This window comes from Treponema porcinum, from assembly GCF_900167145.1.
GTDB classification, from domain to species: Bacteria; Spirochaetota; Spirochaetia; order Treponematales; family Treponemataceae; genus Treponema_D; species Treponema_D porcinum.
The window spans coordinates 52,617-76,925 of record NZ_FUWG01000010.1 but is presented as its reverse complement, the minus strand read 5'-3'; the positions used below and the strand labels follow the sequence as shown (position 1 = coordinate 76,925).

General features: G+C 44.7%; 21 protein-coding genes, 1 tRNA gene and 1 riboswitch. Of the genes, 16 read left to right on the top strand and 6 right to left on the bottom strand.

Going from position 1 to position 24,309, the window contains the following annotated elements; all coding sequences use genetic code 11:
* Positions 1–120: 120 nt before the first annotated feature.
* From fabF to B5D55_RS07475, 10 genes are all read left to right on the top strand, one after another.
* Positions 121–1,383 carry a beta-ketoacyl-ACP synthase II gene (gene fabF / locus B5D55_RS07520; protein ID WP_078933391.1) on the top strand — a complete coding sequence of 421 codons (1,263 nt, stop codon included), beginning with the start codon at positions 121–123 and terminating at the stop codon, positions 1,381–1,383.
* 21 nt (positions 1,384–1,404) lie between these two features.
* Complete coding sequence (gene fabV, locus B5D55_RS07515; RefSeq protein ID WP_078933390.1) at positions 1,405–2,655, top strand: enoyl-ACP reductase FabV; 1,251 nt, start codon at positions 1,405–1,407, stop codon at positions 2,653–2,655.
* A gap of 162 nt (positions 2,656–2,817) precedes the next feature.
* The gene (locus tag B5D55_RS07510; RefSeq protein WP_078933389.1) at positions 2,818–3,903 is read left to right on the top strand and encodes a PASTA domain-containing protein; all 1,086 of its coding nucleotides are present in this window, start codon (positions 2,818–2,820) and stop codon (positions 3,901–3,903) included.
* A 37-nt stretch (positions 3,904–3,940) separates the two neighbouring features.
* A complete protein-coding gene (gene aroE / locus B5D55_RS07505) occupies positions 3,941–5,452 on the top strand; it encodes a shikimate dehydrogenase (protein WP_078933388.1) in 1,512 nt (503 codons plus the stop codon).
* Positions 5,439–6,158 carry a ribose-5-phosphate isomerase RpiA gene (gene rpiA, locus B5D55_RS07500; protein WP_407701170.1) on the top strand — a complete coding sequence of 240 codons (720 nt, stop codon included), beginning with the start codon at positions 5,439–5,441 and terminating at the stop codon, positions 6,156–6,158. The genes aroE and rpiA overlap by 14 nt, the downstream gene beginning before the upstream one ends.
* Positions 6,159–6,168: 10 nt before the next feature.
* Entirely contained in the window at positions 6,169–7,524 is a 1,356-nt protein-coding gene (locus B5D55_RS07495; protein ID WP_078933386.1) for an RluA family pseudouridine synthase, read from the top strand.
* Between the two features lie 169 nt (positions 7,525–7,693).
* Positions 7,694–8,311, top strand: coding sequence for an ATP-dependent Clp protease proteolytic subunit (locus tag B5D55_RS07490; protein WP_078933385.1), 618 nt, complete (start codon positions 7,694–7,696; stop codon positions 8,309–8,311).
* 1 nt (position 8,312) lies between these two features.
* Complete coding sequence (locus B5D55_RS07485; RefSeq protein WP_078933384.1) at positions 8,313–9,203, top strand: GNAT family N-acetyltransferase; 891 nt, start codon at positions 8,313–8,315, stop codon at positions 9,201–9,203.
* A 29-nt stretch (positions 9,204–9,232) separates the two neighbouring features.
* Positions 9,233–10,021: a DbpA RNA binding domain-containing protein gene (locus tag B5D55_RS07480; RefSeq protein WP_078933383.1), complete on the top strand. Its 789-nt coding sequence runs from the start codon at positions 9,233–9,235 to the stop codon at positions 10,019–10,021.
* A 79-nt stretch (positions 10,022–10,100) separates the two neighbouring features.
* Positions 10,101–10,787, top strand: a complete 687-nt coding sequence (locus B5D55_RS07475) for an MBL fold metallo-hydrolase (protein WP_078933382.1) — start codon at positions 10,101–10,103, stop codon at positions 10,785–10,787.
* Here the strand turns inward: B5D55_RS07475 and B5D55_RS07470 are convergent.
* From B5D55_RS07470 to B5D55_RS07460, 3 genes are all read right to left on the bottom strand, one after another.
* On the bottom strand, positions 10,784–11,479 hold the full coding sequence (locus B5D55_RS07470; protein WP_078933381.1) for a YfcE family phosphodiesterase: 696 nt from the start codon (positions 11,477–11,479) through the stop codon (positions 10,784–10,786). The two genes, B5D55_RS07475 and B5D55_RS07470, sit on opposite strands and share 4 nt — an antisense overlap.
* Positions 11,480–11,494: 15 nt before the next feature.
* Positions 11,495–12,262, bottom strand: coding sequence for a DUF3798 domain-containing protein (locus B5D55_RS07465; RefSeq protein WP_078933380.1), 768 nt, complete (start codon positions 12,260–12,262; stop codon positions 11,495–11,497).
* 141 nt (positions 12,263–12,403) lie between these two features.
* On the bottom strand, positions 12,404–13,846 hold the full coding sequence (locus B5D55_RS07460) for an alanine/glycine:cation symporter family protein (RefSeq protein ID WP_078933434.1): 1,443 nt from the start codon (positions 13,844–13,846) through the stop codon (positions 12,404–12,406).
* Between the two features lie 79 nt (positions 13,847–13,925).
* Positions 13,926–14,022, bottom strand: a riboswitch (glycine riboswitch).
* 480 nt (positions 14,023–14,502) lie between these two features.
* Between B5D55_RS07460 and B5D55_RS07450 the strand changes: the two genes are divergently transcribed.
* The gene (locus B5D55_RS07450) at positions 14,503–16,503 is read left to right on the top strand and encodes an AMP-dependent synthetase/ligase (protein WP_159446180.1); all 2,001 of its coding nucleotides are present in this window, start codon (positions 14,503–14,505) and stop codon (positions 16,501–16,503) included.
* Positions 16,504–16,562: 59 nt separating this feature from the next.
* On the opposite strand, the gene rpoN is transcribed toward B5D55_RS07450, so the two are convergent.
* Complete coding sequence (gene rpoN / locus B5D55_RS11465) at positions 16,563–18,119, bottom strand: RNA polymerase factor sigma-54 (RefSeq protein ID WP_159446179.1); 1,557 nt, start codon at positions 18,117–18,119, stop codon at positions 16,563–16,565.
* 46 nt (positions 18,120–18,165) lie between these two features.
* Between rpoN and B5D55_RS07430 the strand changes: the two genes are divergently transcribed.
* Positions 18,166–19,509 (top strand): DUF1015 domain-containing protein, encoded by a 1,344-nt coding sequence (locus B5D55_RS07430; protein ID WP_078933376.1) that lies wholly within the window; start codon positions 18,166–18,168, stop codon positions 19,507–19,509.
* 149 nt (positions 19,510–19,658) lie between these two features.
* On the opposite strand, the gene recQ is transcribed toward B5D55_RS07430, so the two are convergent.
* Positions 19,659–21,518, bottom strand: a complete 1,860-nt coding sequence (recQ, locus tag B5D55_RS07425) for a DNA helicase RecQ (RefSeq protein WP_078933432.1) — start codon at positions 21,516–21,518, stop codon at positions 19,659–19,661.
* Between the two features lie 79 nt (positions 21,519–21,597).
* Between recQ and B5D55_RS07420 the strand changes: the two genes are divergently transcribed.
* Positions 21,598–21,680 (top strand) — tRNA-Leu (locus B5D55_RS07420).
* Positions 21,681–21,849: 169 nt separating this feature from the next.
* Here B5D55_RS07420 and B5D55_RS07415 read toward each other — a convergent pair.
* Positions 21,850–22,143 (bottom strand): HPF/RaiA family ribosome-associated protein, encoded by a 294-nt coding sequence (locus tag B5D55_RS07415; RefSeq protein ID WP_078933375.1) that lies wholly within the window; start codon positions 22,141–22,143, stop codon positions 21,850–21,852.
* A 270-nt stretch (positions 22,144–22,413) separates the two neighbouring features.
* Here B5D55_RS07415 and hprK point away from each other — a divergent pair, with 270 nt between their 5' ends.
* The 3 genes from hprK to lexA are packed head-to-tail and all read left to right on the top strand — an operon-like array spanning position 22,414 to position 24,305.
* Positions 22,414–23,403, top strand: coding sequence for an HPr(Ser) kinase/phosphatase (gene hprK / locus B5D55_RS07405; protein ID WP_078933373.1), 990 nt, complete (start codon positions 22,414–22,416; stop codon positions 23,401–23,403).
* A gap of 23 nt (positions 23,404–23,426) precedes the next feature.
* Positions 23,427–23,693 (top strand): HPr family phosphocarrier protein, encoded by a 267-nt coding sequence (locus B5D55_RS07400; protein ID WP_078933372.1) that lies wholly within the window; start codon positions 23,427–23,429, stop codon positions 23,691–23,693.
* A complete protein-coding gene (gene lexA, locus B5D55_RS07395) occupies positions 23,694–24,305 on the top strand; it encodes a transcriptional repressor LexA (RefSeq protein ID WP_078933371.1) in 612 nt (203 codons plus the stop codon).
* The last annotated feature ends 4 nt before the right edge of the window (positions 24,306–24,309 follow it).

Genomic DNA, 24,309 nt, shown 5'->3' with positions numbered 1-24,309 from the left:
TTCTTTCTTTTCTCAGTCTGTTATGACATATTGACTAAAAATGTCATAACAGATAGTCTTTAAAATACCGCGCAAAGAGTGTATAATAAACCGTATTTATACCTAAAGTAGGAGCATTTTATGTCAAAAAGACGTGTCGTAATCACCGGACTTGGAGCCGTTTCTTCTGTAGGAAATACTGCGGAAGAAACCTGGCAGGCTGTAAAAGCCGGAAAAAGCGGTGCTTCCCATATAACGCTGTTCGACGCAGCTGATTTTCCTGTTCAGATTGCCGCGGAAGTAAAAGATTTTTCACTTGATGCGTATAATGTAAATCACAAACTGTCCAGAAAGATGTCACGTTTTGCAAAGTTCCTTTTGGGAGCAGGAATTCAGGCTGTGAATGACAGCGGTCTTTCTTCGGAAACTCTTGCTTCTGGGAAGACTGGGATTGTAACGGGTATTGGAATCGGACTTTCTGATGGTCTTGATGCCGGTTATAGAAAATACTTTGACCCTAATGCCGGGGTGAACAGGCTTCCGCCGCTTACAGCTCCTCTTTCATTGAACAACGAGGCTTCTGCAAATGTCAGTATGTATTTCGGCATAAAAGGACCTTCCTGGACGATTTCTACAGCCTGTGCTTCCGGTTCGGACGCCATTGGTCTTGGTATGGATATGATTCGTTCCGGAAGAATTGACGTCTGTCTTGCAGGCGGAACTGATGCGAACATTACGGGATTTAATATCGGCTGCTATCAGGTGCTTCAGGCGCTTACGCAGAATTTTAACGATGCGCCGGAAAAAGCCAGCCGTCCGTTTGACAAAAACAGAAGCGGTTTTGTTATGGGTGAAGGTTCGGCTGTTCTTGTTCTTGAGGAACTGGAGCACGCAAAGGCGCGCGGAGCAAAAATCTACGCGGAACTTGCCGGTTTTGGCACTTCAAGCGATGCGTATCATATTACGGCTCCTCTTGAAGACGGTTCCGGCGGTGCAATGGCTATGCGCCTTGCGTTTGAGGATGCAGAAATGAAGCCGGAGGAAATTCAGTACTATAATGCGCACGGAACTTCCACTGTTGCAAATGACGTTGCGGAAACCAGGATGCTTAAAAGCGTCTTTGGGGATTATGCATACAAACTGCATGTTTCTTCTACGAAGAGCGAAACCGGTCATATGGTCGGTGCGGCAGGCGCGATTGAAGCACTGTTCTGCGTAAAGGCAATTCAGGAAAGTTTTGTTCCGCCGACAATCAATCTTGACGAGCCGGATATTGAACACGGCTGCGACCTTGACTATACGCCTAATGCCGGCGTAAGCTGCGAAGTGAATGCTGCTGCAAGCTGTTCGCTTGGTTTCGGCGGTCACAATGCCTGCCTGATTTTGAAAAAATATAAAGAATAGATTTTTTATAGGAGTAAAATTATGGTTATTAAACCGATGATTAGAAGCAATATGTGCCTGAATGCTCATCCGGTTGGATGCGCACGTGACACAGAGCGCCAGATTGAATACGTAAAGGCTCAGAAAGCAAAGCGCGGAATCAAGAGCGTAAAAGAGGGCGGAAAAGGTCCTAAGACTGTTCTTGTTCTCGGCTGTTCTACAGGCTACGGACTTGCAAGCCGTATTTCTGCGGCGTTTGAGTACGGTGCTGATACAATCGGCGTTTCTTTTGAAAAAGCACCTACGGAAACAAAAGGCGGAACGCCGGGCTGGTACAACAATGCTGCGTTTGACCGCGCTGCAAAGAAAGAAGGTCTTGTTGCAGAAACATTCAGCGCAGACGCATTCAGCCACGAAACCAGAAAAATGATTATTGACGAGGTAAAGAAGCTCGGCAAGAAATTCGACCTGATTATCTATTCTCTGGCAAGCCCTGTTCGTTCTGACCCTGATAAAATCGATGAAGCAACAGGTCAGCACGTTCTTTATAAATCTGTCATCAAGCCGATTGGAAAAACGTATGCCGGTCTTGGAATTGACATTCTGACGGACTCTTTGAAAGAATCTGCTGCAGAGCCTGCAAATGACGAAGAAATTGCAAATACAGTAAAAGTAATGGGCGGCGATGACTGGCGTCTGTGGATAAACCAGCTTAATGACGCAGGCGTTCTTGCAGAAGGATGCCGCACTGTTGCATATTCATACATCGGACCGGAACTGAGCCACGCAATCTATCGTGACGGTACAATCGGTCAGGCAAAAAAAGATCTGGAGGCTGCGGCTCACGACCTTGACAAGGTGCTTAAAGAAAGCGTAGGCGGTGCGGCGTATGTTTCTGTAAACAAAGGTCTTGTAACACGTTCAAGTGCCGTAATTCCAATCATTTCTCTGTATCTTTCAATTCTGTTTAAGGTAATGAAGGCGAAGGGAACTCACGAAGGTTGTATTGAGCAGATGGAGCGTCTTTTTGCAGAACGCCTGTATACAGGTGCTGACAGCGCTGCCGGTACTGTTCCTGTTGACAGCGAAAACAGAATTCGCGTTGATGACCTTGAGATGAAAGATGACGTTCAGGCAGAGGTGAATAAGCTTATGGCTTCTGTATCGAACGAAAATATTGCTCAGGTGTGCGACCTTGAAGGATACAAGCACGACTTCCTTGCGACAAACGGTTTTGACGTAGAAGGCGTTGACTATACAAAAGAAATTACTGATATGACTTCTCTGGACTGATAATTCAAATCCAGTAGAAAAGTATAGAAAGGGTATAGAAGATTTTGAAAACGGCGGCGGAATGACACTTCTTCCGCCGTTTTTTTCTTCCTGCAGAACATTACGGTTTCGTTTGCCGTTTCGTTATTGAGCAGAGAGTTAAAAAATGGTAGTATCACACTTATGGATAAGAATAAAATCTTTGATACATTGAAAAATGCCGGGAACAAAGTTATTGAAAAAGGTAAATCTGTAAAGGATATAAAACTTTCCCGCGTAAATATTCATTCTTTTTTTGAAAGCTTGCAGTCGAACGGAAAAACGCTTGTAATAACGGTTGTTGCTGCCGTTGTGCTTATGGTATTTTTCTGTTTTGTAGTGTTTTTTGTAAACGTAAAAGGACCGGAGGAAGTTCTTGTTCCGGAAGTGCGCGGCAAGGATCTGACGCAGGCGCTTATCGAAATGCAGAACAAGGAACTGTATCCGAAAATTACGCTCCGCTATTCAGATATTCCGGGTGATGAAGGAACGATTCTTGACCAAAGTCCTGATGCCGGCTCTATCGTAAAAGGCTACAGCCGTGTAAATCTTGTCGTAAGCCGCGGCGTCGTCGTTGATCATGTTGAAAATTACGTAGGAATGAACTTTGACGAACTTAAGCTCAAGCTCCAGACTTTATTTGCCGGTTCTGCAAAGCCGCTCATTATACTTGATTCGCCTGACTTTAAGGCTGACATTTCTGAAGCAGGAACTATTCTTGCGCAGGAGCCGCCGGAAGGAACAGATATTTCCGAGCCTGTAACGCTTAAACTTGTCGTAAGCCGCGGACCCAATTTTGAAAATACGCGCGTTCCTTATCTTGTGGGAAAAACAGTTGAAGAAATGCTGCAGATTGCTTCCCATAGCAAGATTGTGTTTGATTTTACTTCTCGTGCGGCGGCTCAGGACGAAATGGCCGGCACTGTGGTGGAACAGCAGCAGTTTGACGGCGAGTTCATAAAGAATTATTCGCGTATGAGTGTTGTACTTGCGCTTAGGAATACTGAAATTGACGGAAAGAAATATGGAATTTTCTCCGCAGAACTTTCAGATTATCCGTACCCTGTACCGATGCGCATTGACGCTGCCGATGAGGACGGAAACGTAACTTCTTTGGTGAACGTGCTTCATTCCGGCGGCAGTTTTACGATGCCGTATGCCGTTCCGAAAAATACGGTTCTTACGCTTTATGTCGTTGATAAGGCAGTAAAAAAACTGACCGTTCATTAGTCGTAAACGCAATTTATTTTATATTTCAGGGCTTGCTATGGATAAACCGCTTGTCTGCCTTACGTTAACGGGCAAAACGCTTCAGGAAAATGTTAAAACGCTGGAAAAATACAGCCGCTATGTTGATATTGCCGAACTTCGCGTTGATTATTTGAGTGAGGAGGAGCAGTTGTACGTCCGGCGTTTTCCGGCTATGGTGAACGTTCCGTGCATTCTGACTATCCGCCGTGTAAGCGAAGGCGGAAAGTACAGTAGCAGTGATTTTTCGCGGACGGCTTTGTTCGGAAGGGCGCTTGCGTTTGCAGACCAAAATCCTTCTAAGAATTTTGCATACGTTGATTTTGAAGAGGACTTTCACGTGTCCGGACTTCACGATGCGGCGCTTGCATTCGGCGTAAAAATCATACGGAGCGTGCACGATTTTGAAAATCCTGTAGTAAATATCCGTGAACGCTGTGAAAAAATGCGCAAGACTGGTTACGAAATTCCGAAAATTGCGTTTATGCCAAAAACGCTTTCTGACGTTACTCGCCTGTTTAAGGAAGCGGAACAGTTTACCGATTTTGAGCATATTCTGTGTGCGATGGGACCGCTTGGAACGCCGTCGCGTATTCTTGCAGGAAAACTTCATTCGTATTTAACGTACACTTCTCCAAAAACAATGGATGACTCTATGAAGGGAATAGGGCATATTGACCCGGTGACTTTGAGCGATTTGTACAATTTTAAGAATATTGATGAAAATACAAAACTTTGCGCCGTAACAGGCTATCCGCTCAAGGTTTCTTCCAGTCCGCTCATTCATAATTCAGGCTACCGCACGCACGGAATGAACCGCGTGTTTATTCCGCTTCCGTCTACGTCTGCCGCAGAGTCTCTGGAATTTGCGGAACAGGTCGGCATTACTGGAATGGCGGTTACAGTTCCGTACAAAGAAGATGTTATGCGCCATATAGAAGAAATTGATTCTGAATCCGGGGAAATCGGAGCGTGCAATACTGTTGTCCGCGAAGACGGCCGCTGGGTTGGAAAAAATACTGATGCAGAAGGTTTCCGCCGTGCACTTGTGGAATTTCTTGGCGTAGAAAAGCTGCGTCACCGTAAAGTTGCAATTATCGGTGCAGGCGGAGCGGCTCACGCAGTTGCGTATGCAATTAAACAGCTTGGCGGAAAGGCGTGCATTTTTAACCGTACCCTGTCTACGGCAAAGGAACTTGCGGAGCGGTTCGGCTTTGAATATGCGCCTCTCAGTCCTGAAAGTACCGTTACTCTTGAAAAATATTCCGACATCATAATTCAGACTACGAACGTCGGTATGAATTCAAAAGAGCCGCCGTCAAAGGAAAATAATCCTATCTGGTTCTATCAGTTTAAAGGCACGGAAAACCTGTTTGACATCGTGTACGACCCGGAAACTACTCCTGTTATGGCTGTTGCAAAGTCCTGTGGCTGCAATGTGAGCAACGGATTTCCAATGCTGAAATATCAGGGATATAAACAATTTTACTATTTTACAGGAGTCGAATATGAAGGAACTGTCACAAAATGAGCAGAAAATTCTGGCAGCAAGAACTGCGGTAGAAACGCTTGTTGAAAAGGGGCTGATTTTCAGCGGAATGAAAATCGGACTTGGAACTGGCTCTACAGCTCTGCCGGCGGTAAAACGGCTTAGCGAATTCATTGCGGACGGTACGCTTTCTGATATAAAGGCTGTCGTTACCAGTTTTCAGACGGAAAATGCGTGCGCGGACTGGAACATTCCGGTTTATTCATTCAAGGCGCGCTGTATTGAAGGTCATCTTGACCTTGCAATCGATGGTGCAGATGAAATTGACGTAAATAATAACCTTATAAAAGGCGGCGGTGCGGCGCTTCTTCGTGAAAAAATCGTTGCGTATAATTCTTCGCGTTTTGTTATTGTTGCAGATTCATCAAAAGCCGTTCAGACTCTTGGTACGAAATTCGCCCTTCCTGTTGAATTTATCCCGGAAGCATACGTTCCTGTAAAACTTGCGCTTGAAAAACTCGGTGCTTCTGTTGTCCTTCGCGAAGGCGTACGCAAATGCGGACCTGTAATTACGGATAACGGAAATCAGATTGCAGACTGTCTTTGGAAAAATCCTGTTGACCCTGTGGCGTTTGAGGACGCCATAAACGGCATTACAGGCGTAGTTGAAACCGGCTTTTTTACGAAGAATAAGCCTTCTGCCTTCATTGCAAAGGCTGACGGCAGCGTAGAAGTGCGCGGGCTTTAATTCAGGCAGAATGTTTCCGCCGTTCCCGGAAGAAGAGGCGTATGCCGAATGCGCCAGAATTATACAGGATATTGACGCAGGGAAAATCCGCATAAATCAGTTTTCTGCTCCGAGTGAGGAGCGGCGCGGTCAGGGCGTAATGATTGGCGTTCTTGTATGCCGCGCTTCTGACGGACGGCGCATTGTTTTGAAAACGCTTTCCGGAATAGGAAAGGAACTTGTGTCTGACTGCGTGGCGGAAGATGAAATATTTGTCCGCCCGATAGTCAGTGCGGAAAAAATAAACGCTGCCCTTTTGGAAAATGATGCCCGTATTCATACGCTTACAGATAAAATAAATGCTCTTAAGTGCGCAAGGAATGCCGGCGGTTCAAAGTATTCCGTTCAGACAGATGAAGAAAAGCGTTATGTTTCGGAGCGCGCCGCCCTTACAAAAAAATCGCTTCTCCGCGTGTATGAACTTTATTCCTTTCATTGCGCGGACGGAACGACCCGGAAACTTCTTGAAATCTGCCGGAAAAAACTTCCGCCTACAGGAACAGGTGACTGCTGCGCGCCAAAACTTCTGGATTTTGCCTTTTCCAACGGGCTTTTGCCTGTAAGTATGGCAGAAACATTCTGCGGCGGAGAAACGGCTCATAAAATTTCAGGGCGGCGCTATCCTCCCTGCGACGAACGGTGCGCCCTTATCCTCCCGGCAATGCTCGGTCTTAATATTATCTATCGTGATTTTTCAATAATCGTCGTAAACAAGCAGAGAGGCGTTTTAAGCGTGCCGGGGCGCGGTCCTGAAAAACAGGACTGCATTGTAAACCGCGTAAAGCGCCTCTTCCCCGGCTGCATCACCCAGCCTGCCGTCCACCGCCTTGATATGGAAACGTCCGGACTTATGGTACTTGCCTTTACGGAAGAAGCTCACCGGAACCTAAACCGGCAGTTTGAAAAACGTGAGGTACAGAAAGAATATATCGCCCTTGTTGACGGAATAATTCCTTCGCCGGACGGTCAGACGGAACTTTTCTTCCGTGTTGACGTTGATAACCGCCCTCACCAGATATGGGATGACGTTCACGGAAAAAAAGCCGTTACCGAATGGCACGTCGTCCGTACGGAAAATTATGTTTCTCCGGCAGACGGAACTGAACGGACTGTAACGCGCGTGCGCTTTATTCCTCATACAGGAAGAACCCATCAGCTTCGGCTTGCTGCGGCAGATAGTCACGGCTTTGGAAAACCGATTGTCGGCGATACGCTGTACGGAACGTGCGCTCCCGGCGAACGGCTTATGCTTCACGCGCGGACACTGTGCTTTACGCATCCTGTTACCGGCAAACCGATGGAATTTACGTCTGAACCGGATTTTTAGGGGAAGTACTGATTAACACTTGAAGCGATTATTCAGTACTTTCCGTCAAATTGCCGTAAGACATTAACTTACGGGCAATTAGCTACATTCAGAGTTTCCTTAGAATATTGAAAATAACTGCGACATTCAGTATTATAGAATCAATACTTTTATTTTACGGTGGATTTTAATGAAAAATATCTATGTTTCTCCGTTTTGTGATGATGAAGACGAGAATGCAAAAAAGGCTCCTGAAATGCCTGATCCGTTAACAGAAAAATTTTTAAAGACACGCCAGATTTTGCTTTCCGGTGAAATCAATAAAGATTTGGCAGAAAAAATTGTGCGCCAGCTTCTTGTTCTTGAGGCGGATGATTCTGAAAAAACAATCTATATGTATATTGATTCTCCTGGCGGCGATGTTGATGCCGGTTTTGCAATTTTTGATATGATTCGCTTTATCAAGACACCGGTTGTTGTTGTTGGAATGGGACTTATTGCAAGTGCTGGTGCGCTCATTCTTCTTGCTGCAGACAAAGAATGCAGGCTCGGTCTTCCGAACAGCCGCTATCTTATTCATCAGCCGTCAAGCGGAATGAAAGGCGTTGCAACTGACATTCAAATTCACGCAAAGGAAATGGAAAAGACACGTGCCGTAATCAATCGCATAATTGCCGGTCAGACAGGAAAGCCGTTTGAGCAGGTTGAAAAAGACACGGACAGGGATTACTGGCTTGATGCGAACGAAGCCGTTGAATACGGACTTATCAGCAGAATCGTTACGAAGCGTTCTGATTTGAAAAAATAATATGGTATTCCAACTGACAGAAGCGCTGGCAGATGAAATCATACAGGCTCTTGAAAATCAGGAGCGGCATTTTGTAATAGACGCTTTGAATTCAGTTCTGCTTGATGCAGATTCTGTCAGTGCGGATGATGACAGATTTTATTCATTGCCTGAATGGAATTCAGAAAAAGGTTTTGCTCTGCGGCAGGATTTTGTAAACAGTATTCATTCTGTTGCCGTGCAGAATTCCTTGAGGTATATTCTTCATTCAGGAAGAGGGGTGTTCAGGAATTTTAAGAACGAATTGAAGAACTATCCTGAAATCGAAAAAGTATGGCACCGGTATAAACACCACAGGCTGCGTACTTTTGTAGGTGAATGGTATAATGAACTGCGTGAAATATGGGGTTTGGAAAAATTAGAACATGCACCGGAAGATTACGACAATCTTCTTCAAGATGACTTTATATTTCAAAAATATTGCCCTGAAAATGCACAGGACATTATTTTTCAATTTTCCAGCGCAGAGGAAGATTTTGACAGCAGCTGGCCGCAGGAGATACAGGAAACGGTAACAGAGTTATGGAAGCGCCAGTTTTCGGCGTTCGGATTGGAAAACCACATCGGGTTTATCTGCCGGACTGTATCAAATGAATTTGCCGGCTGTATTACGGCTGCGCCCGTTTCAAAAAGAACAGAAAAGACTGTTGTTGTATCAAGTTTTTTTGTTCCGCAAAAATTCAGGGGACTTGGAATTGGCACCGAGCTTTTGGAAAAGTGCCTTTCTGAATTAAAAGCCCTCAAAAAAGAATGGATTTTGCTGACAAATGTAATTATTCCTGATTCTATGGAGCCTTTATTGTTACGCTCAGGCTTTCAAAACTCAGGGTCGGGTTATTCAGCAAAAATCTAGATTTTATTTTTTCTTATAGGAGTAATGGTATGTACAATCGTAATTATGAAATTGATATGGAATCAGTTGCGGCGTATCTTAAGGATGCGGTAAACAAGGTAAAGACTCAGGAAAATCCGGATGTCCTTAATGATATTAAAAAGACTTTCAAAAAGAATGTTCCTTTGACGCTCCGTATGTATGTTGCGGCGTATCTTGTAAAGGAACTGCAGAGAGGCGGAAAAGGCACTTTCCGTTCTTCTCGCCGCGATTTTCACGAAAACAAGAAATTTTCTTCAGTGCGCCAGCCGCGCGAACGTGATATAAAGGCTTATTCTTCAGAGTCTGGGGAAGAGCGCACTCCTCATCCTCGCGTTCAGATTGATCCGACGCTTGCTTCAACTATTTTTATCAGCATAGGAAGAAACCGCCGCGTTTTCCCGCGTGACTTAGTCGGTCTTCTTATAAGCGTTGCCGGTCTTGAGCGCGACAGAATTGGTGATATCCGCGTTCTTGCAAACTATTCGTTCGTTCAGCTTTTCTCTGAAGATGCAGAAAAAACAATCGCTGCACTGAACGGCTACGATTACAGAGGCAGAAAACTTGCCGTAAGCTATTCACGCCAGAAAGATGCTGAAGACGGTGATGAAACAGCACAGCCGTATGTTTCAGATTCAGCTTCATATCCGGCGGATGCAGCTATTGATGAAAATCAGCTTGCAGAAGATGCGGCAGCTTATGCTGCTGCAGAAAAAGCTGCCGCAAACAACGAGCCGTTCTCTGCACCGCACATTTCTTCCGAGCCAGGTGACGCGCCTAAAAACGACTATCTTGTATAACGGATTGTCCTGAAAAAAATGCTGCCTGTTCAGGGCAGCATTTTTTTATATTCATTTCAGTTTTTCTTCGGAGTGCTTTATGAAAAATATTCTTACCGGTCCTTTTCAGGTTAATACCTGGATTATTCCTCTTGCAGAAAATAAGGTTCTTGTAGTTGACCCGGCCGCCTGTTCCTATATCCGCGATACGCTGAAAATCGTTTCGTACCTTACGGAAGCTTCCCTTGAACCGGCAGGATTTTTGCTTACGCACGGACATTTTGACCATATTACGGGAACTGCTGTCGTAAAGGAACGCTGGCAGAATGTGAAGCTTGTCTGCCACGAAGATGACTGTTTTATGATAGGAAAAAATGCGGCTTCTGCTCAGGCGGCAGAACTTTCTATGATGGGACTTTCCGGACTTGGTGCGGCACTTGAAGGTTTGCCGGATGCAGACGTATGTGTAAAGGGAGGCGAAACCCTTGACTCTGTTCTTGGCGGAAATATGTTTTCTGCCGCCGTGAACAAGGCTCTTTCCCAATGGAAAATCATTCACACTCCGGGACATTCGCCTGGTTCGGTGTGCTATTATAATGCGGCAGAAAAACTGCTTGTGTCAGGTGATACGGTTTTCTATCATTCTTACGGCCGCACGGATTTACCAGGAGGAAGCGATGCGCAAATTGTGAAAAGCCTTTCTATGCTGGCAAAAACACTTCCGCCTGATACGCTTGTCTATCCCGGGCACGATTATTTCGGATTTGCGCTCGGCGATAATTTTTAGTAATAAATGACTTCAGGATTATACGGGACGAATTTAACAGTCGGGAAAGTTTCCATTTTGTAAAAGACAGAATAAATTTCTTTTTCAACTATCTGGATAAAGGCAAATCCCGGTTTTGAAAGATTGCGCGGGCACGTTGCGCTTCCGGGGTTCATAAGGTATACGTCGCGGCGGATTTCTGCCGGGCAGTGCGTATGTCCGAAAACGACCGTGTCTGCGCCGCGTTCTTTTGCCGCAAAAACAAGGCTGTCTGTAGAATAATATACGCCGTATTCGTTTCCGTGCGTCAAAAGAATTTTTCTTCCGGCGGCGATAAGTTCGACATTTTTAGGAACGCTTACGTTAAAACTTTTGTGTGCGTTTTCATCGCTGTCATAGGGATTAAAATCAACAGGATAGGAAGAAGGGTCGTTGTTCCCTTTTGCAAATGCAATTACAGGCGGAATGCATTTCATAAAATATTTTTCTTTGTAGGCTTCGTCAAGGCAGGCAGTTAAATCACCTGTTCCGTCGCCGGCAAAAAAAAGTGCATCACAGGATTCTCCGTATTGAAGGATAATATGGCGGAGCGTGTTTCTTCCGCCGTGACTGTCTGAAATTACCAGAATTTTTGCCTGCTTTTTCTGAGCCAGTTTTTCGCAGTCTGCTTCTGAACCTAAAATTCCGGTTTTTAGTTGAATAAGGCTGTTCATTGTATGCTCTCTGAATTATTCTATGACAAAATGATTTATTGAAATAAGATTTGTTTCTGGATCGGCGTATCTTTCCATTTTTACGCCTGGCGCAAGCGTTTTTACAAAATCAAAGAGCGCGGCGTTTTTCGCAAACGGCGCATCGCTTAAAATCTGACTGCGGACGGCTTTTACAAGAATGTCGGGAATTTCTTTTATATACGTCTGCTCTTCTTCTTCAAGAATGCCGTTTATTTCCGCCTTCTGCGCTTTGTCCAGGACGAAATCAGCGGAGTCTTCCATCGCAATAATGTCGTCCTGTGAAAAGAAAGAAAACACCGGATACGGAAGCGCGCCGCCCCAGGAATCCTGCATTCTGGCGATTGCTTTATGCGTGTTTTCAGGCGCGCCAAGAAGGATTATTCCCTTTACGTTTTTGTCCGAAAGTTCGTTTTCTATGTTCGTGATGTATGTTTTTGAGCCGCGCTTGAAGTCGTCCGGGAAAATGAGCGGAAAAATCCATCCGCCGTCATCAAATGAACCGAATTTCTGAAAAAGAGTGCGTGTCATATTGGCAACAAAATCTGAATCATTGTAGCCGTATCCGAACAGAATGAATATGCATTCGTCTGTCTGATGCCATAATTGTGTTGGCGCTGAAAGGTCGTCTGCAAGGTTTTCTGCGTCAGTTATGGCTGCTGCTCCTCCGTCGGCGGTAATCTGCCGGCTTTTGCCGCAGGATGAAAAAGAAAACAGAGCTCCTAAAAAAAGTGTGGCTTTAAAAAACGTCAGTCTGTGTTTCATAGTCTAAACCATTTTTTATTCTACTGATTTTAGCCTGTCGTGAAAAGACAAAAGGAAAAACAAAAGGCCTGCGTGCACAGTGTTTTAACCTGAAAACTTTTTTGCACGCAGGCCCTGTTTTATAAAAATTTCTGAACTGATTTACAGTACAGGATATTTGTCAAAATAAGCTTTTGTTTCCCTTGCTGCAACGCCGCTCAGTACGAGGAGCGAAATACAGTTTGGAATAGCCATAAGTCCGTTCGTAATGTCTGCAATTGTCCATACCTGACTGATTGTAAAATACGGTCCGATGAAAACTGCAAGAATGTATACCCAGCGGAATACTTTTTCAACAATTTTATTGCCGTTCGTTAAATATTCAAGACATTTTTCTGAGTAGTAGTCCCAGCCAAGAATCGTTGTAAATGCAAAGAATACAAGGCAGAGCATAAGCAGGAACTGAACTGAATGACCGTCTCCACCAAGAACTTTGTTGAATGCGGCAGATGTAAGTGCAACGCCCTGAAGGTTACCTGCACCTGCGGCATCTGCGCCTGTGTAGAATGCAATTACGATTGAAAGACCTGTCATAGTACAGATGATTATTGTGTCAATGAATGTTCCGAGCATTGAAACAATACCCTGCTGAACAGGCTCGTCTACCTGTGCTGCGGCTGCTGCAATCGGTGCAGAACCAAGACCTGCCTCGTTGGAGAAAATTCCGCGTGCAACACCTTTCTGCATTGAGTCTGTAATCTGCTTGAATGTCCAGCCCATTGCACCGCCCATAACGGCATTCCATCCGAACGCATTTTTAAAGATTACGGAAAAAGCTTCCGGGATTTTAGTTGCGTTCATAATCAGAATTGAAAGTCCGAGGAATACGTAGATTATTGCCATCGCAGGAACGATTTTTTCTGCAACTTTTGAAATTCTCTTGAGTCCGCCGATGATTACAAGCGCAACTGCCAGAGTAACTATAAGACCTGCTATTACTACAGACCAAGTGTAGTTGTTTCCAAAAAGCGTAAATGCAATGTGCTTGTTTTCCGGGTCGAATGCATTGTTTACGGCAGATGTAATTCCGTTTATCTGTGTAAATGTTCCGATTCCAAAAAGACCTACGCATACGCCAAAAATTGCAAAGATTACGGCAAGCCATTTCCAGTTAAAGCCCGTCCGTTCTTTCATTCCTTTTTCTATAGTATAGAACGGTCCGCCAAGAACATGGCCGTCATCTGCGTGTTCACGGTATTTTACGGCAAGCATACATTCTGTGTATTTTGTTGCTGTTCCTAAAAGAGCTGCAAGCCACATCCAAAAAAGTGCTCCCGGTCCGCCGCCTGCAATGGCAGTTGCTACGCCGACAATGTTTCCTGTTCCGATTGTTGCAGACAGGGCTGTACAAAGCGCGGCAAAAGGTGATACTTCGCCTTTTCCGCCTTCCGTCTTTTTGAAAAGGGTTTTAAATCCTCTTCCTAACTTTGAAAACTGAACGCCGCGCAGGCGAATTGTAAGGACGATACCGGTTACCAGGATGAGGACGATTGTAGGAATTCCCCATACGATATCATCAATTTTGTTAAGGATTTCTTCAAACATAAAGTTGTCCTTGTGAAAAAAAATAAGAGCCTGAAAGACTGGTGTCATTCAAGGCTCTCTAAAGAGTGTGTGTTGAAAAGTTATGCTTTCTGTCCACTTTGCCTGAGATATTGGCTGTAATAGCCTTAACCCTTCGGCGTCCCGCTGGTATGCGGGAACTCTCCAGAGAATTGCTGCGGCAAACACGTGCCGTGCAATGGAAAAATTATATCACAGCAGGTATTGTTAATCAACAAAAACAAATTTTTCTTCCCGAAAGCAGGCATTGCGCGGTGTTCTGCATATTTAAAAAGCGCAAATAATATAGACACGAAAAAAAAATAAAGGTTGCAAAAAAATGATACATTGTATAAAATATTTCTGTTTGTTGACAAAAAAGTAAAAAATGTCAGCGAAAAGGTAATGGTGCAAGATAAAAAAACGCTGAAACGACATATTTTTGTATGCTTCAGGTTTTCATTATTTATGAGAGGGGGAATAAAAACTCTGCCTGAAATGACGCCGGGGTTTTTATTTACAAGTTCGCGTTGCGAACTTTTTTATAAACTGCACGTTCCGCTGGAAACTTGCGCTGCGAGTAATTTCATTATGAATGTGCATAAAAAGTCAAATCGGAAATCGACATTTCCTCATTGACTTTTTATATGGGAGATTATATGTATTCTACGCTTCCGCAGATGATTTATGAGAAAGCTCAGAATGTATCAGGAAATTATATCCAGTTTGAAAAAGATAAAGCCGGCGTATTTCAGCCGATAACATACAGTGAATTTGCGGAGGTTATGCTTGATTTTTCTGCAGGGCTTCTTTCCTCCGGAACAGTTCCCGGCGAGCATATCGGTCTTATAAGCGATAACCGCAAGGAATGGCTTGTATGCAGTATGGGAATTATGGCTATTGGTGCAAGCGACATTCCGCGCGGAAGCGAAGCTACGGTCAAAGATTTGTCATATATCCTGAGCTTTGCCGAGTGCAAGACGGCCGTTCTTGAAAGCAACTACAGCTACAAGAAAATTGTAGAATGCATCGACAGCCTTCCTCTTCTTAAGAACATTATTCTGATTGACCAGAACGGCGTTGACGAAAGTCTGCTTGCCGGAAAAAACATTACCGTATCTTCCTATTCCGATGTTCTTGTCCGCGGAAAGGAATACCGCTCCGAAAATCCGGGAAAAGTGGAAAACCTTATGCTTTCCGGCACGGAATCTGATACGGCAACGATTATCTTTACGTCCGGAACGACAGGTACTCCTAAGGGCGTAGAACTTACCCACAAGAACTTTATCTGCCAGCTCAAGGACATAGGCGCGCTTCTCCCGCTAAAAACAGGTGACAAGGCGCTGTGCGTTCTTCCTGTATGGCACGTATACGAGCGCGAAATTGAATACTGTCTTTTGTATCTGGAGTGCGCGCTGTGCTATTCAAAGCCGGTCGGAAGCATCATTATGTCGGATTTGAAGAAAATCCAGCCGAATTTTATGGCGTGCGTTCCGCGCGTGTGGGATGCAATTTACAAGGCAATTCAGAAGCAGGTAGGTGCAAGTTCTACAGGAAGATGGGTGCTTTTCAAGACTTGCGTAGGCGCTGCGTCAACAATTCTCCGTATGTACAATATCATTCACGGACGCAACCAGCAGTTCAAGCCGCCGCTTTTTATCTTTAAGATTGTGAATAAAGTCCTTTACTTTCCGATTTTGTTCCTTCTTCCGATGAAAGCACTTGGTGAAATCGTGTTCTTTAAAAAAGCCAGGTCTGTCTTCGGAAATAATTTTAAAATCGGTATATCAGGCGGCGGAGGTTTAGCTCCTAAACTTGATAAATTCTACAATTCAATAGGAATGCGCCTTGTGGAAGGCTACGGTCTTACAGAAACTGCACCTATCTGTTCCCTTAGAAGTTATAAGCGTCCGGTGCTTGGTACTATCGGAAAAATTATGCCGTACTGCGAAGGCAGGGTTGTAAACCGTAACGGCCAGGAATGTAAGCCGGGACAGACTGGTGTGCTTTATATCCGCGGCGAAAACGTTATGAAAGGCTATTACAAGCAGCCGGAGCTGACGGCAGAAGCTGTTGTTGAAGGGTGGTTTAATACCGGTGACCTTGTAATACGTACCTGCAAGGGTGATATTATTGTAAAAGGCCGTCAGAAAGATACGATTGTCCTGCGTTCCGGAGAAAACGTAGAGCCGTTCCCGATTGAGTGCAAGCTTGCAGAATCTCCGTATATTGCGCAGGCTGTTGTCGTAGGACAGGACAAAAACTGTCTTGGCGCACTTATTATTCCTGCAAAAGACAATATCAAGGCGTATGCCGAGCAGAACGGAATGGATACGTCCAATTTCCCTGCCGTATTGAAATCTGATTTAATTCACAATCTGATTTTCAAGGAATTTGAACGTCTGATTACCCAGAAGAACGGATTTAAGCCGTTTGAGAAAATCGGAAAATTCGTTTTCCTTGACAAGCAGTTTGAGGTTGGCGTTGAACTCAGCGCAAAGCAGGACATTATCCGCTATAAAATCAACGAACTGTACAAATGGCAGATTATGATGATGTTCAGCGATTCCAGTATGGCGCAGAACCTTCAAAATCTTGGGAATATGAAAGATACGATTATTTCAAAAATTCCAGTGAAGGGCGGAAAGAAACCTCAGTAATTCGGTAATCCGGCGCAGAATTTTTGTAAAAAGATTACTTCTGCGCCTTTTCTTGCATTTTACCGGTTGTAGCTTGATTCTATGTTCAGCTGCGAGCGGTATTTTGCAACTGTTCGCCGCGCTATTTTATAGCCTTTTTCCAAAAGCATATCAGCGATTTTTTGGTCAGAAAGCCGCTTTTCCTCCGGCTTCTGTTCTTTTAGAATCAATTCTATTTCGTGTTTTACAGCATCGCTTGAAACCTGAGTTTCCGCACCTTTGTTTTTGACGGAACTTTTAGTCTTTTCTTTATTGTTTTCAGTTTCTGCCGCCTGTTTCTGCACTGCATTTACAAAAAAATACTTTACCGGAAAAGTTCCCCAGCTGCATCTTATGTATTTTGAGTCCGCCATACGCGATACCGATGATTCGTGAATTCCAAGAAGCGCGGCGAACTGGCGCTGTGTAAGCGGATGCAGATGCCCCGGACCGTTTCTGAAAAAATCTTTCTGGCAGGAAACAAGGAAGCTGCACGAGCGTATGATTACCTGCTGGCGGAAATCAAGTGTATCTAAAAACGACTGCGCGGCTTTTTGCTGTGACACGATAAAACGCTTTTCTTCGCTTCCAGGAGAGGCTTCATCTGCGCTTTTCTCTGAAAAATCAGGCGCAATTCGGACTACAGGCACTGTATCTCCTGCGCCGGTAATTTTAAAATACGTATTCTCCGAATCCATTACAAGTCCTGCATCCTTGTCTTCTTTTTCAAGATTTCCGTTTTCACGCGTTACGTAAACGTCAGGGCGGATAAAGTGCGCCGTCGTCTGCGTTCCGAAATTCCGCGCAGGGAATGGGTCAAGCGACTGTATGCATCGGATGGAGTCTTCTATTGATTTTACGGAAAGTTCTTTTCTGGAAAAAGGAATTTTCTCAGTCTGAAAAGAAAGCGCTTTTTGGGAGTCCAGCCAGGAAGTGATTTTTTTATGCGCTTTTTCCGCAGACGGCGGCGTTATGAAGTCAAGATGACCGTGAAGGATGAACAGCGTAAGCGAAGATACGTTTTTTTTCTGCCGTGCCTGAATTTCAAGGCTTTCGGTAACGTTCTGGCAGCAAATTCCTACCGGATCAAAATGACGGATGATGGAAATGCAGTCGTCAAGAAACTGTTTGTCCTGTTCCGGATCGTTTCTGTCTGTGAGCGAATCGGGCGCAAGCAGGTAAAAGCCGTTTGAGTCAAGGCTGCATATAATTTTTTCGCACAGGTCATACTGTTTTTTTGAAATCGTAACCATATTCAGCTGGTGAAGCAGGTGTTCCTGTAGCGTTTCCCGCTCGTCAGGAGAACTTTCAATCATCTGCTGGAACGTGTCCGATTCCACCTGACCGGCTGCTCCTGCGCTTCCTGTGCGGATTTTCTGCGCCGGTGCATTTTTTTTTCTTACGGACAGCGCGCCTTCTGCAAAAGGGTCGCTTATAATCTCAATCGCCGGATTTTCTTCAGCCTGCCTGATTATTTCGTCACGCAGTTCCTGACTTCCCATTCCGATGAGTTTAAGCGCAAGAATTTGCTTCTGCGACATCAGCTGTGTCTGTATTTGAGAAGTTCTTTGTGTTTGGCTAAGTCCGACTTCAGACATAAATTCATTATAGCATAAAGATTTGAAATGAGTTATATTTTTTGCTATGAAAACTTTTGAACAGCTGGGAGTTTCTATTCCCGAAATCATTTTGCCAAAATCACTTGATACAAGTACCTGGTCAGTTGTTGCCTGCGATCAGTACACGCAGGACAGGGATTATTGGAAGAACGTTGAAAAGACGGCGGAAGGAAAACCGTCTTCGCTGAATATCATTCTTCCTGAAGTCTACCTGAACGATGCGGACAAAAGCGAACGCATAGAAAAAATCAGAAAAACGATGAATGACTATATTGACGGCGGAATTTTTGCACCGCCGCAGAAAGAATGTATTTATGTCGAACGGACGACGGCATACGGACGAGTCCGTCATGGTCTTGTTTGTGCAGTTGACCTTGAGACGTATGAATGGAAGCCGTTTAGCAAGGCGCTTATTCGTGCTACAGAAGCAACGATTGTCGAGCGCATTCCGCCGCGAATGGAAATTCGCCGTGGTGCGCCTCTTGAGCTTCCGCACATAATGCTTCTTGTAAATGACCCGGAACATTCCGTGGTAGAAGGGACTGGCGATTTTGTAAAAAAATCTGGAAAAGCACCGCTGTATTCGGGAAATCTTATGCAGGACAGCGGAAGCATCCGCGGCTGGGCTGTTCAGTCTGGTGATGAGCTTGAGTATATGCGGAGCGCCCTTGAGCGTCTTGCAGAAAAAAATACTGCTCCTGACGGTTCAGTGTTCCTTTTTGCCGTGGGCGACGGTAACCATTCTCTTGCGACGGCTAAGGCAGTCTGGGATGAGTATAAGGCAGCCCACCCTGATGATACGCACAGCCGTGTTCGCTATGCGCTTGTTGAAATAGTAAATATTTATGATACCGGACTTACGTTCGAGCCTATTCACCGCGTTGTTTTCAATGCAGGGTCTGAGGCGCTTGTAAATGCGCTTGCCGGAAAACTTGGCGGAAAAACGACGGTTCTTGATTCGGAAAAGGAACTTGAGGATGCCGTAAAAAACAGCAGTGCGGATTTCGGATTTGTGTTCCTGAAAGACGGAAAAAAGACGTATGTGCTTATGCAGACCGATATTACGGAACTTGCCGTTTCGCGTTTTCAGCCTGCTCTTGACGAGTTTGTGCAGAATGCTCCGGGCGGTCATATCTGTGATGAAAACGGATGCCGTCTTGTAAAGCCGGAAATTGACTATATCCACGGAAGTGCAGAAGTATTCCGTCTTGGAGAAAAGGAAAACGCAACGGGAATTCTTCTTCCGCCTGTTGCAAAAGACAGTTTCTTTGCAACGATAGACGGCTTGGGACCTCTTCCGCGCAAGAGTTTCAGTATGGGAGAGGCGGACGAAAAGCGCTTCTATCTGGAGTGCCGCCGCTTGTTCTAGCTGTTTTTATGCGTGCGGAAAGTTTAATACCCAGACGCTTGCGTCGTATAAGGGATATTAAATCCGGCTTCAATCGCTACGCGGCTGTAAATAGTACTTTTTAAGAACCTGCAACCCCGCTGCTTGCGGCGAGGTTGTTGATTGTACCCTTATTCCAGCCGTTCACTTATAATACTGAGCAGTTGAGAACCGATTTTTTCAGCCTTGGCTGTTCCTATTCCAAAGATACTAAGAAGTTCTGCTTCGGACTGAGGTTTCTTTTCAACCAGTTCTTCAAGTGTCTTGTCCCCGAAAATAACGTACGGTGGAACGTTCTGTTCATCGGCATTTTTTTTACGCCATTCCTTTATTTCTTCGTACAGTGCAAGGTCGTTTTCGCCAAGTGTTTTTACGAATGCGCCTTTTTTGTGCAGCATGAACATAGGATTTGAGGATTTTTTCTGCTGCGGCGCATTTAGTACCGTTGACTGGTGAAGCAGCAGAGGAAGTTTTATCGTTTTTCGCTGTACAAGTGCATCTTGTCCGTCTTTTGTAAGGACAAGGACGTTATATTCACCGTATTTCTGAATGTACCCTGCTTCAACTAGAGCTTCGGAAAGTGCAAACCAGTCGTCTTTTTCAATTCCTGCGCCTATTCCCCAGGTAGAAATCGTTTCGTGGCGGTTTTCCAGAATGCGCTTCTGCTTTGAGCCAAGAAGGACGTCAATGATGTATGATGCTCCGAAGCGCTGTTTTGTCCTTATTATGCAGCTCATAAATTTCTGCGCAGGAATGGTAACGTCAAGGTCTGGAACAGGACCGCAGACGCAGTTGTCGCAGCATTCTTCCGGGGCGCAAGAGTTTTCTTTTAGCACTTCGCCAAAATATCCCAGCAGAAGCTGACGGCGGCATTTTCTTGTAGAAGCGTACTGAGTCATCCCTTTTAAAAGCATTTCTGCTTTTTCGGGATCTGCGGAATCTTCAAAGAAAAATCGTATTTTGTGAATATCGCCTGCGCTGTACAAAAGCAGTGCGTGGCTTGGAAGACCGTCGCGTCCTGCCCTGCCGATTTCCTGATAGTATTCTTCAAGAGATTTTGGCATATCGTAGTGGATTACGTATCTTACGTTCGGCTTGTCAATTCCCATTCCGAATGCAACAGTTGCTACCATTATGCGCACTTTATCCTTAATGAATTTATCCTGATGGTCAGCGCGTACTTTGTCAGAAAGTCCTGCGTGGTAGTTCAGTACTGAAAAACCCATACGGTCAAGGGATGCAGTAAGTTCGTCCGCGTGTTTTCGCGAAAAACAGTAGATTATTCCGCTTTCGTCACGGTGGCGGCGTATGCAGTCCGTAACCTGCTGGAGCGCGTTCTTTTTAGGCTTTACTTCAAGAAAAATATTTGCGCGGTTAAAACTTGCCGTAAAGACTTTCGGATTTTTCATCTGAAGGTTCTGCATAATGTCCTGCCGGACGCTTATCGTTGCAGTTGCGGTAAGGGCAAGGCATACTGCTTCCGGAAACTGGCGGCGGATTGCGGCAATTTCAAGATAGTCCGGGCGGAAATCATGTCCCCATTCGCTTACGCAATGTGCTTCATCTATGGTGATGCAGCTTACGGGAATTGACGAGTCGTGAAGTATTCCCTGAAGCCGCTCTGTTGCAAGTCCTTCCGGCGATACATAGACAAGTTTTATCTTCCCTGCCTTTATCTGCCTTACAGCGGCAAGATATTTTTCCCATGTCAGCGAACTGTTCAGAAAAACTGCCTCTACGCCGTTTTCCTGCAGTGAAGAAACCTGGTCCTGCATAAGCGAGATGAGCGGCGATACTACAATCGTAATTCCGTTGAAAATAAGCGCAGGAATCTGGTAGCACAGTGATTTTCCTCCGCCGGTCGGCATAATGGCGAGCGTGTCGCACCCTGAAATTACGCTTTGTATGATGTCAAGCTGCAACGGTCTGAAACTGTCGTAACCGAATATGTCTTTGAGCAGCCGTTCTGCCTTTTTTTTCGTTTCTTCCATAATTTTGTCTGTTTTTTCATTATAGCGTGCTTCTGCCACTTGAAAAACCCCGTATTTTTATGATATAGTTTTCACGTACGCCGGAGTGGTGGAATGGTAGACACGAAAGACTCAAAATCTTTTGCGGGCGACTGCGTAAGAGTTCAAGTCTCTTCTCCGGTATAGGCGGTTCTTTTCAGAGCCGCTTTTTTTATTTTCTGTTAATACTATCGAATTTATTGTTAAAAAAATGCACTTTTTGCAAAAAAAAAGAGCTTCCGTACGGAAACTCTTTTTTCAGCTTCAGACTGTTTTGAAATCCCTGAAAACACAGGTTTTCAGGAAATTTGTTTTATTTCTGGTGATCCTGAATTTTATCCTTTTCCTTTTTGATTTTGTTGTCAAGAACGTCCATCATCTTGTTGAGTGCCGCGCCGAAATCAAAATCTTCTCCTGAAACGTGAGCGGAAGTTCCCCAGCGGAAATTTACCGTTGCATCTGCAACGTATGCCTTTTCGTGCTTGATGTTCAAAAGCAAATCAACGATTAAATCATCTGCATAGGCAATTCTTTTAAGTTTAGAATCAACCATGTCCGACTGCTTTTGATCCAATGTAAATCCAACTGCTTTTACTGATGTAGTCATACTGTGCCCCCATAAAAAAGACGGCAGGAAAACAATGTCTTCAAACCGGCTTTTTAGCTGCTTTTCTAAGCAGCAGTTGATGTTATATCCTGATAATCAGGTCTTATATATAATATACAACCGTAATTGCGAAAACGCAAATTTTCTTTCTTTTTTCCTGTGCGAAAAACAGGCGGACGGACGGCGGATTTTTGGAAAAATCTGCGTAGTATTGTAAAATTCTATTTTACTGATTGAAAAAAATAATTGAGGTGTGTATAGTATACTTATATGTCGGATAAGAAATTCACTGTTTTGGATTTGCTCGAGCTGGACTTGCCGGGTCACGATGCGCTTGAACTGCGCTGCATCGGAGGACGAAGAGGCTTGCCGCGTGAAATTTCTATTCCTGACATAAACCGTCCGGGACTTGCGCTTTCCGGTTTTTTTGATGCTTTTGCATTCAAGCGCGTACAGCTTTTCGGGCGCGGCGAAGCGGCATACCTTCAGAAACTTCACGATGAAAACAAGAATGACAATCTAAAGGCGCTCTTCAGTTATAAAATTCCATGCTGCGTTTTTTCCAATAACCGTGAACCGACTCAGGAATTTTTCCAGCTTGCCGAGGAGGCATGCTGTCCGCTTTTACAGACTTCCCTTGATACGACAGATTTTTCTACGCGCCTTATCCGCGTATTTTCCAATATTTTTGCACCTAAGAAAACCGTTCACGGCGTTCTTGTAGAAGTTTACGGCGTTGGAATTCTTCTTACCGGTCATTCGGGCGTAGGAAAAAGCGAAACAGCTCTTGAACTTGTTGAACGCGGTCACCGTCTTGTTGCCGACGATATTGTAGAAGTTCGGTGCGTAAACGGAAACGTCGTTTTGGGGCGCGGCGCAAACGCCCTTATAAGTCATCATATGGAAATACGCGGTCTTGGAATTATAAACGTTTCCCAGCTCTACGGAGTCGGTGCAATCCGCGACCAGAAGGAAATTCAGCTTGTCGTTCAGCTTGAGGAATGGGATTCCGGTAAAGTGTACGACAGGCTTGGCGTTGACCAGAAATATATGGACATTCTTGGCGTAAAAGTTCCTGCCATCGACATACCGGTTCGTCCGGGACGAAATCTTCCGATTATCATCGAGGCTGCGGCAATGAACGAACGTCTTAAAAAGATGGGCGTTAATTCTGCAAAGGAATTCAATCAAAATGTCCTGAAATGGATAGAAAATGGAGAAGCTCAGTCCGCATTCTACGGAAATGATGATTCTTACTAATAATAAAAGGAAAGGAAATCTGTATGGTTGAGAAACTGCTTACTGTAAAAAATCGTGCCGGAATTCATGCAAGACCGGCTGCAATTATCGCTCAGACTGCCAATAAGTTTGAATGCGAGGTTATGCTTGCACGTGATGACACGACTGTAAATGCAAAGTCAATTATGGGTGTCATCACAATGGCGGCAGGATACAATACTGTTCTTACGCTCAGGACTGAGGGAACGGATGAAAAGGAAGCAGCTGATGCAATCGAGGCGCTTTTCAATTCAAAGTTTGAGGAGGAGTAAATGAGACAGATTACAGACCGGCAGAAGGAAGTTCTGACTTTTATTGCTGATTTTACGGAAGAGAACGTATATCCGCCTACAGTACGCGAAATCAGCGAGCATTTTGGAATTTCCCTCCGTGCAGTGCAGGATCATATAGCGGCATTGCAAAAAAAAGGCTACCTTTCTACGGAACAGAAGCGTTCCCGTTCTATAAGGGTGCTTGTTGATGAGCGTCAGAAAGAGCCTGCGCTTTTTGTGAGTAAAGTTCCGCTTCTTGGAACGGTTGCTGCCGGAAAACCTCTTTTGTGTGAAGAAAACCTTGACGGCTATGTGAACCTTACGGAACCGTTTATCAGACCGGGAAAAAGTTATTTTGCACTGCGCGTTCGAGGAACGAGTATGATAAATGCCGGAATTCTTGAAGGAGATCTTGCTGTTGTTGAACAGACGTCAACTGCCGTAGACGGTCAGATTGTAGTTGCTGTTCTTGACGATGCAATTACGCTCAAGCGGTATTATAAAGAGGCTTCTCGCGTCCGCCTTCAGCCGGAAAATCCTGATTTCCAGGCAATTTTCTGTCAGGACGTGCGCATAGTCGGTGTTCTTACAAATATCGTGCGGACTTATTAAATTT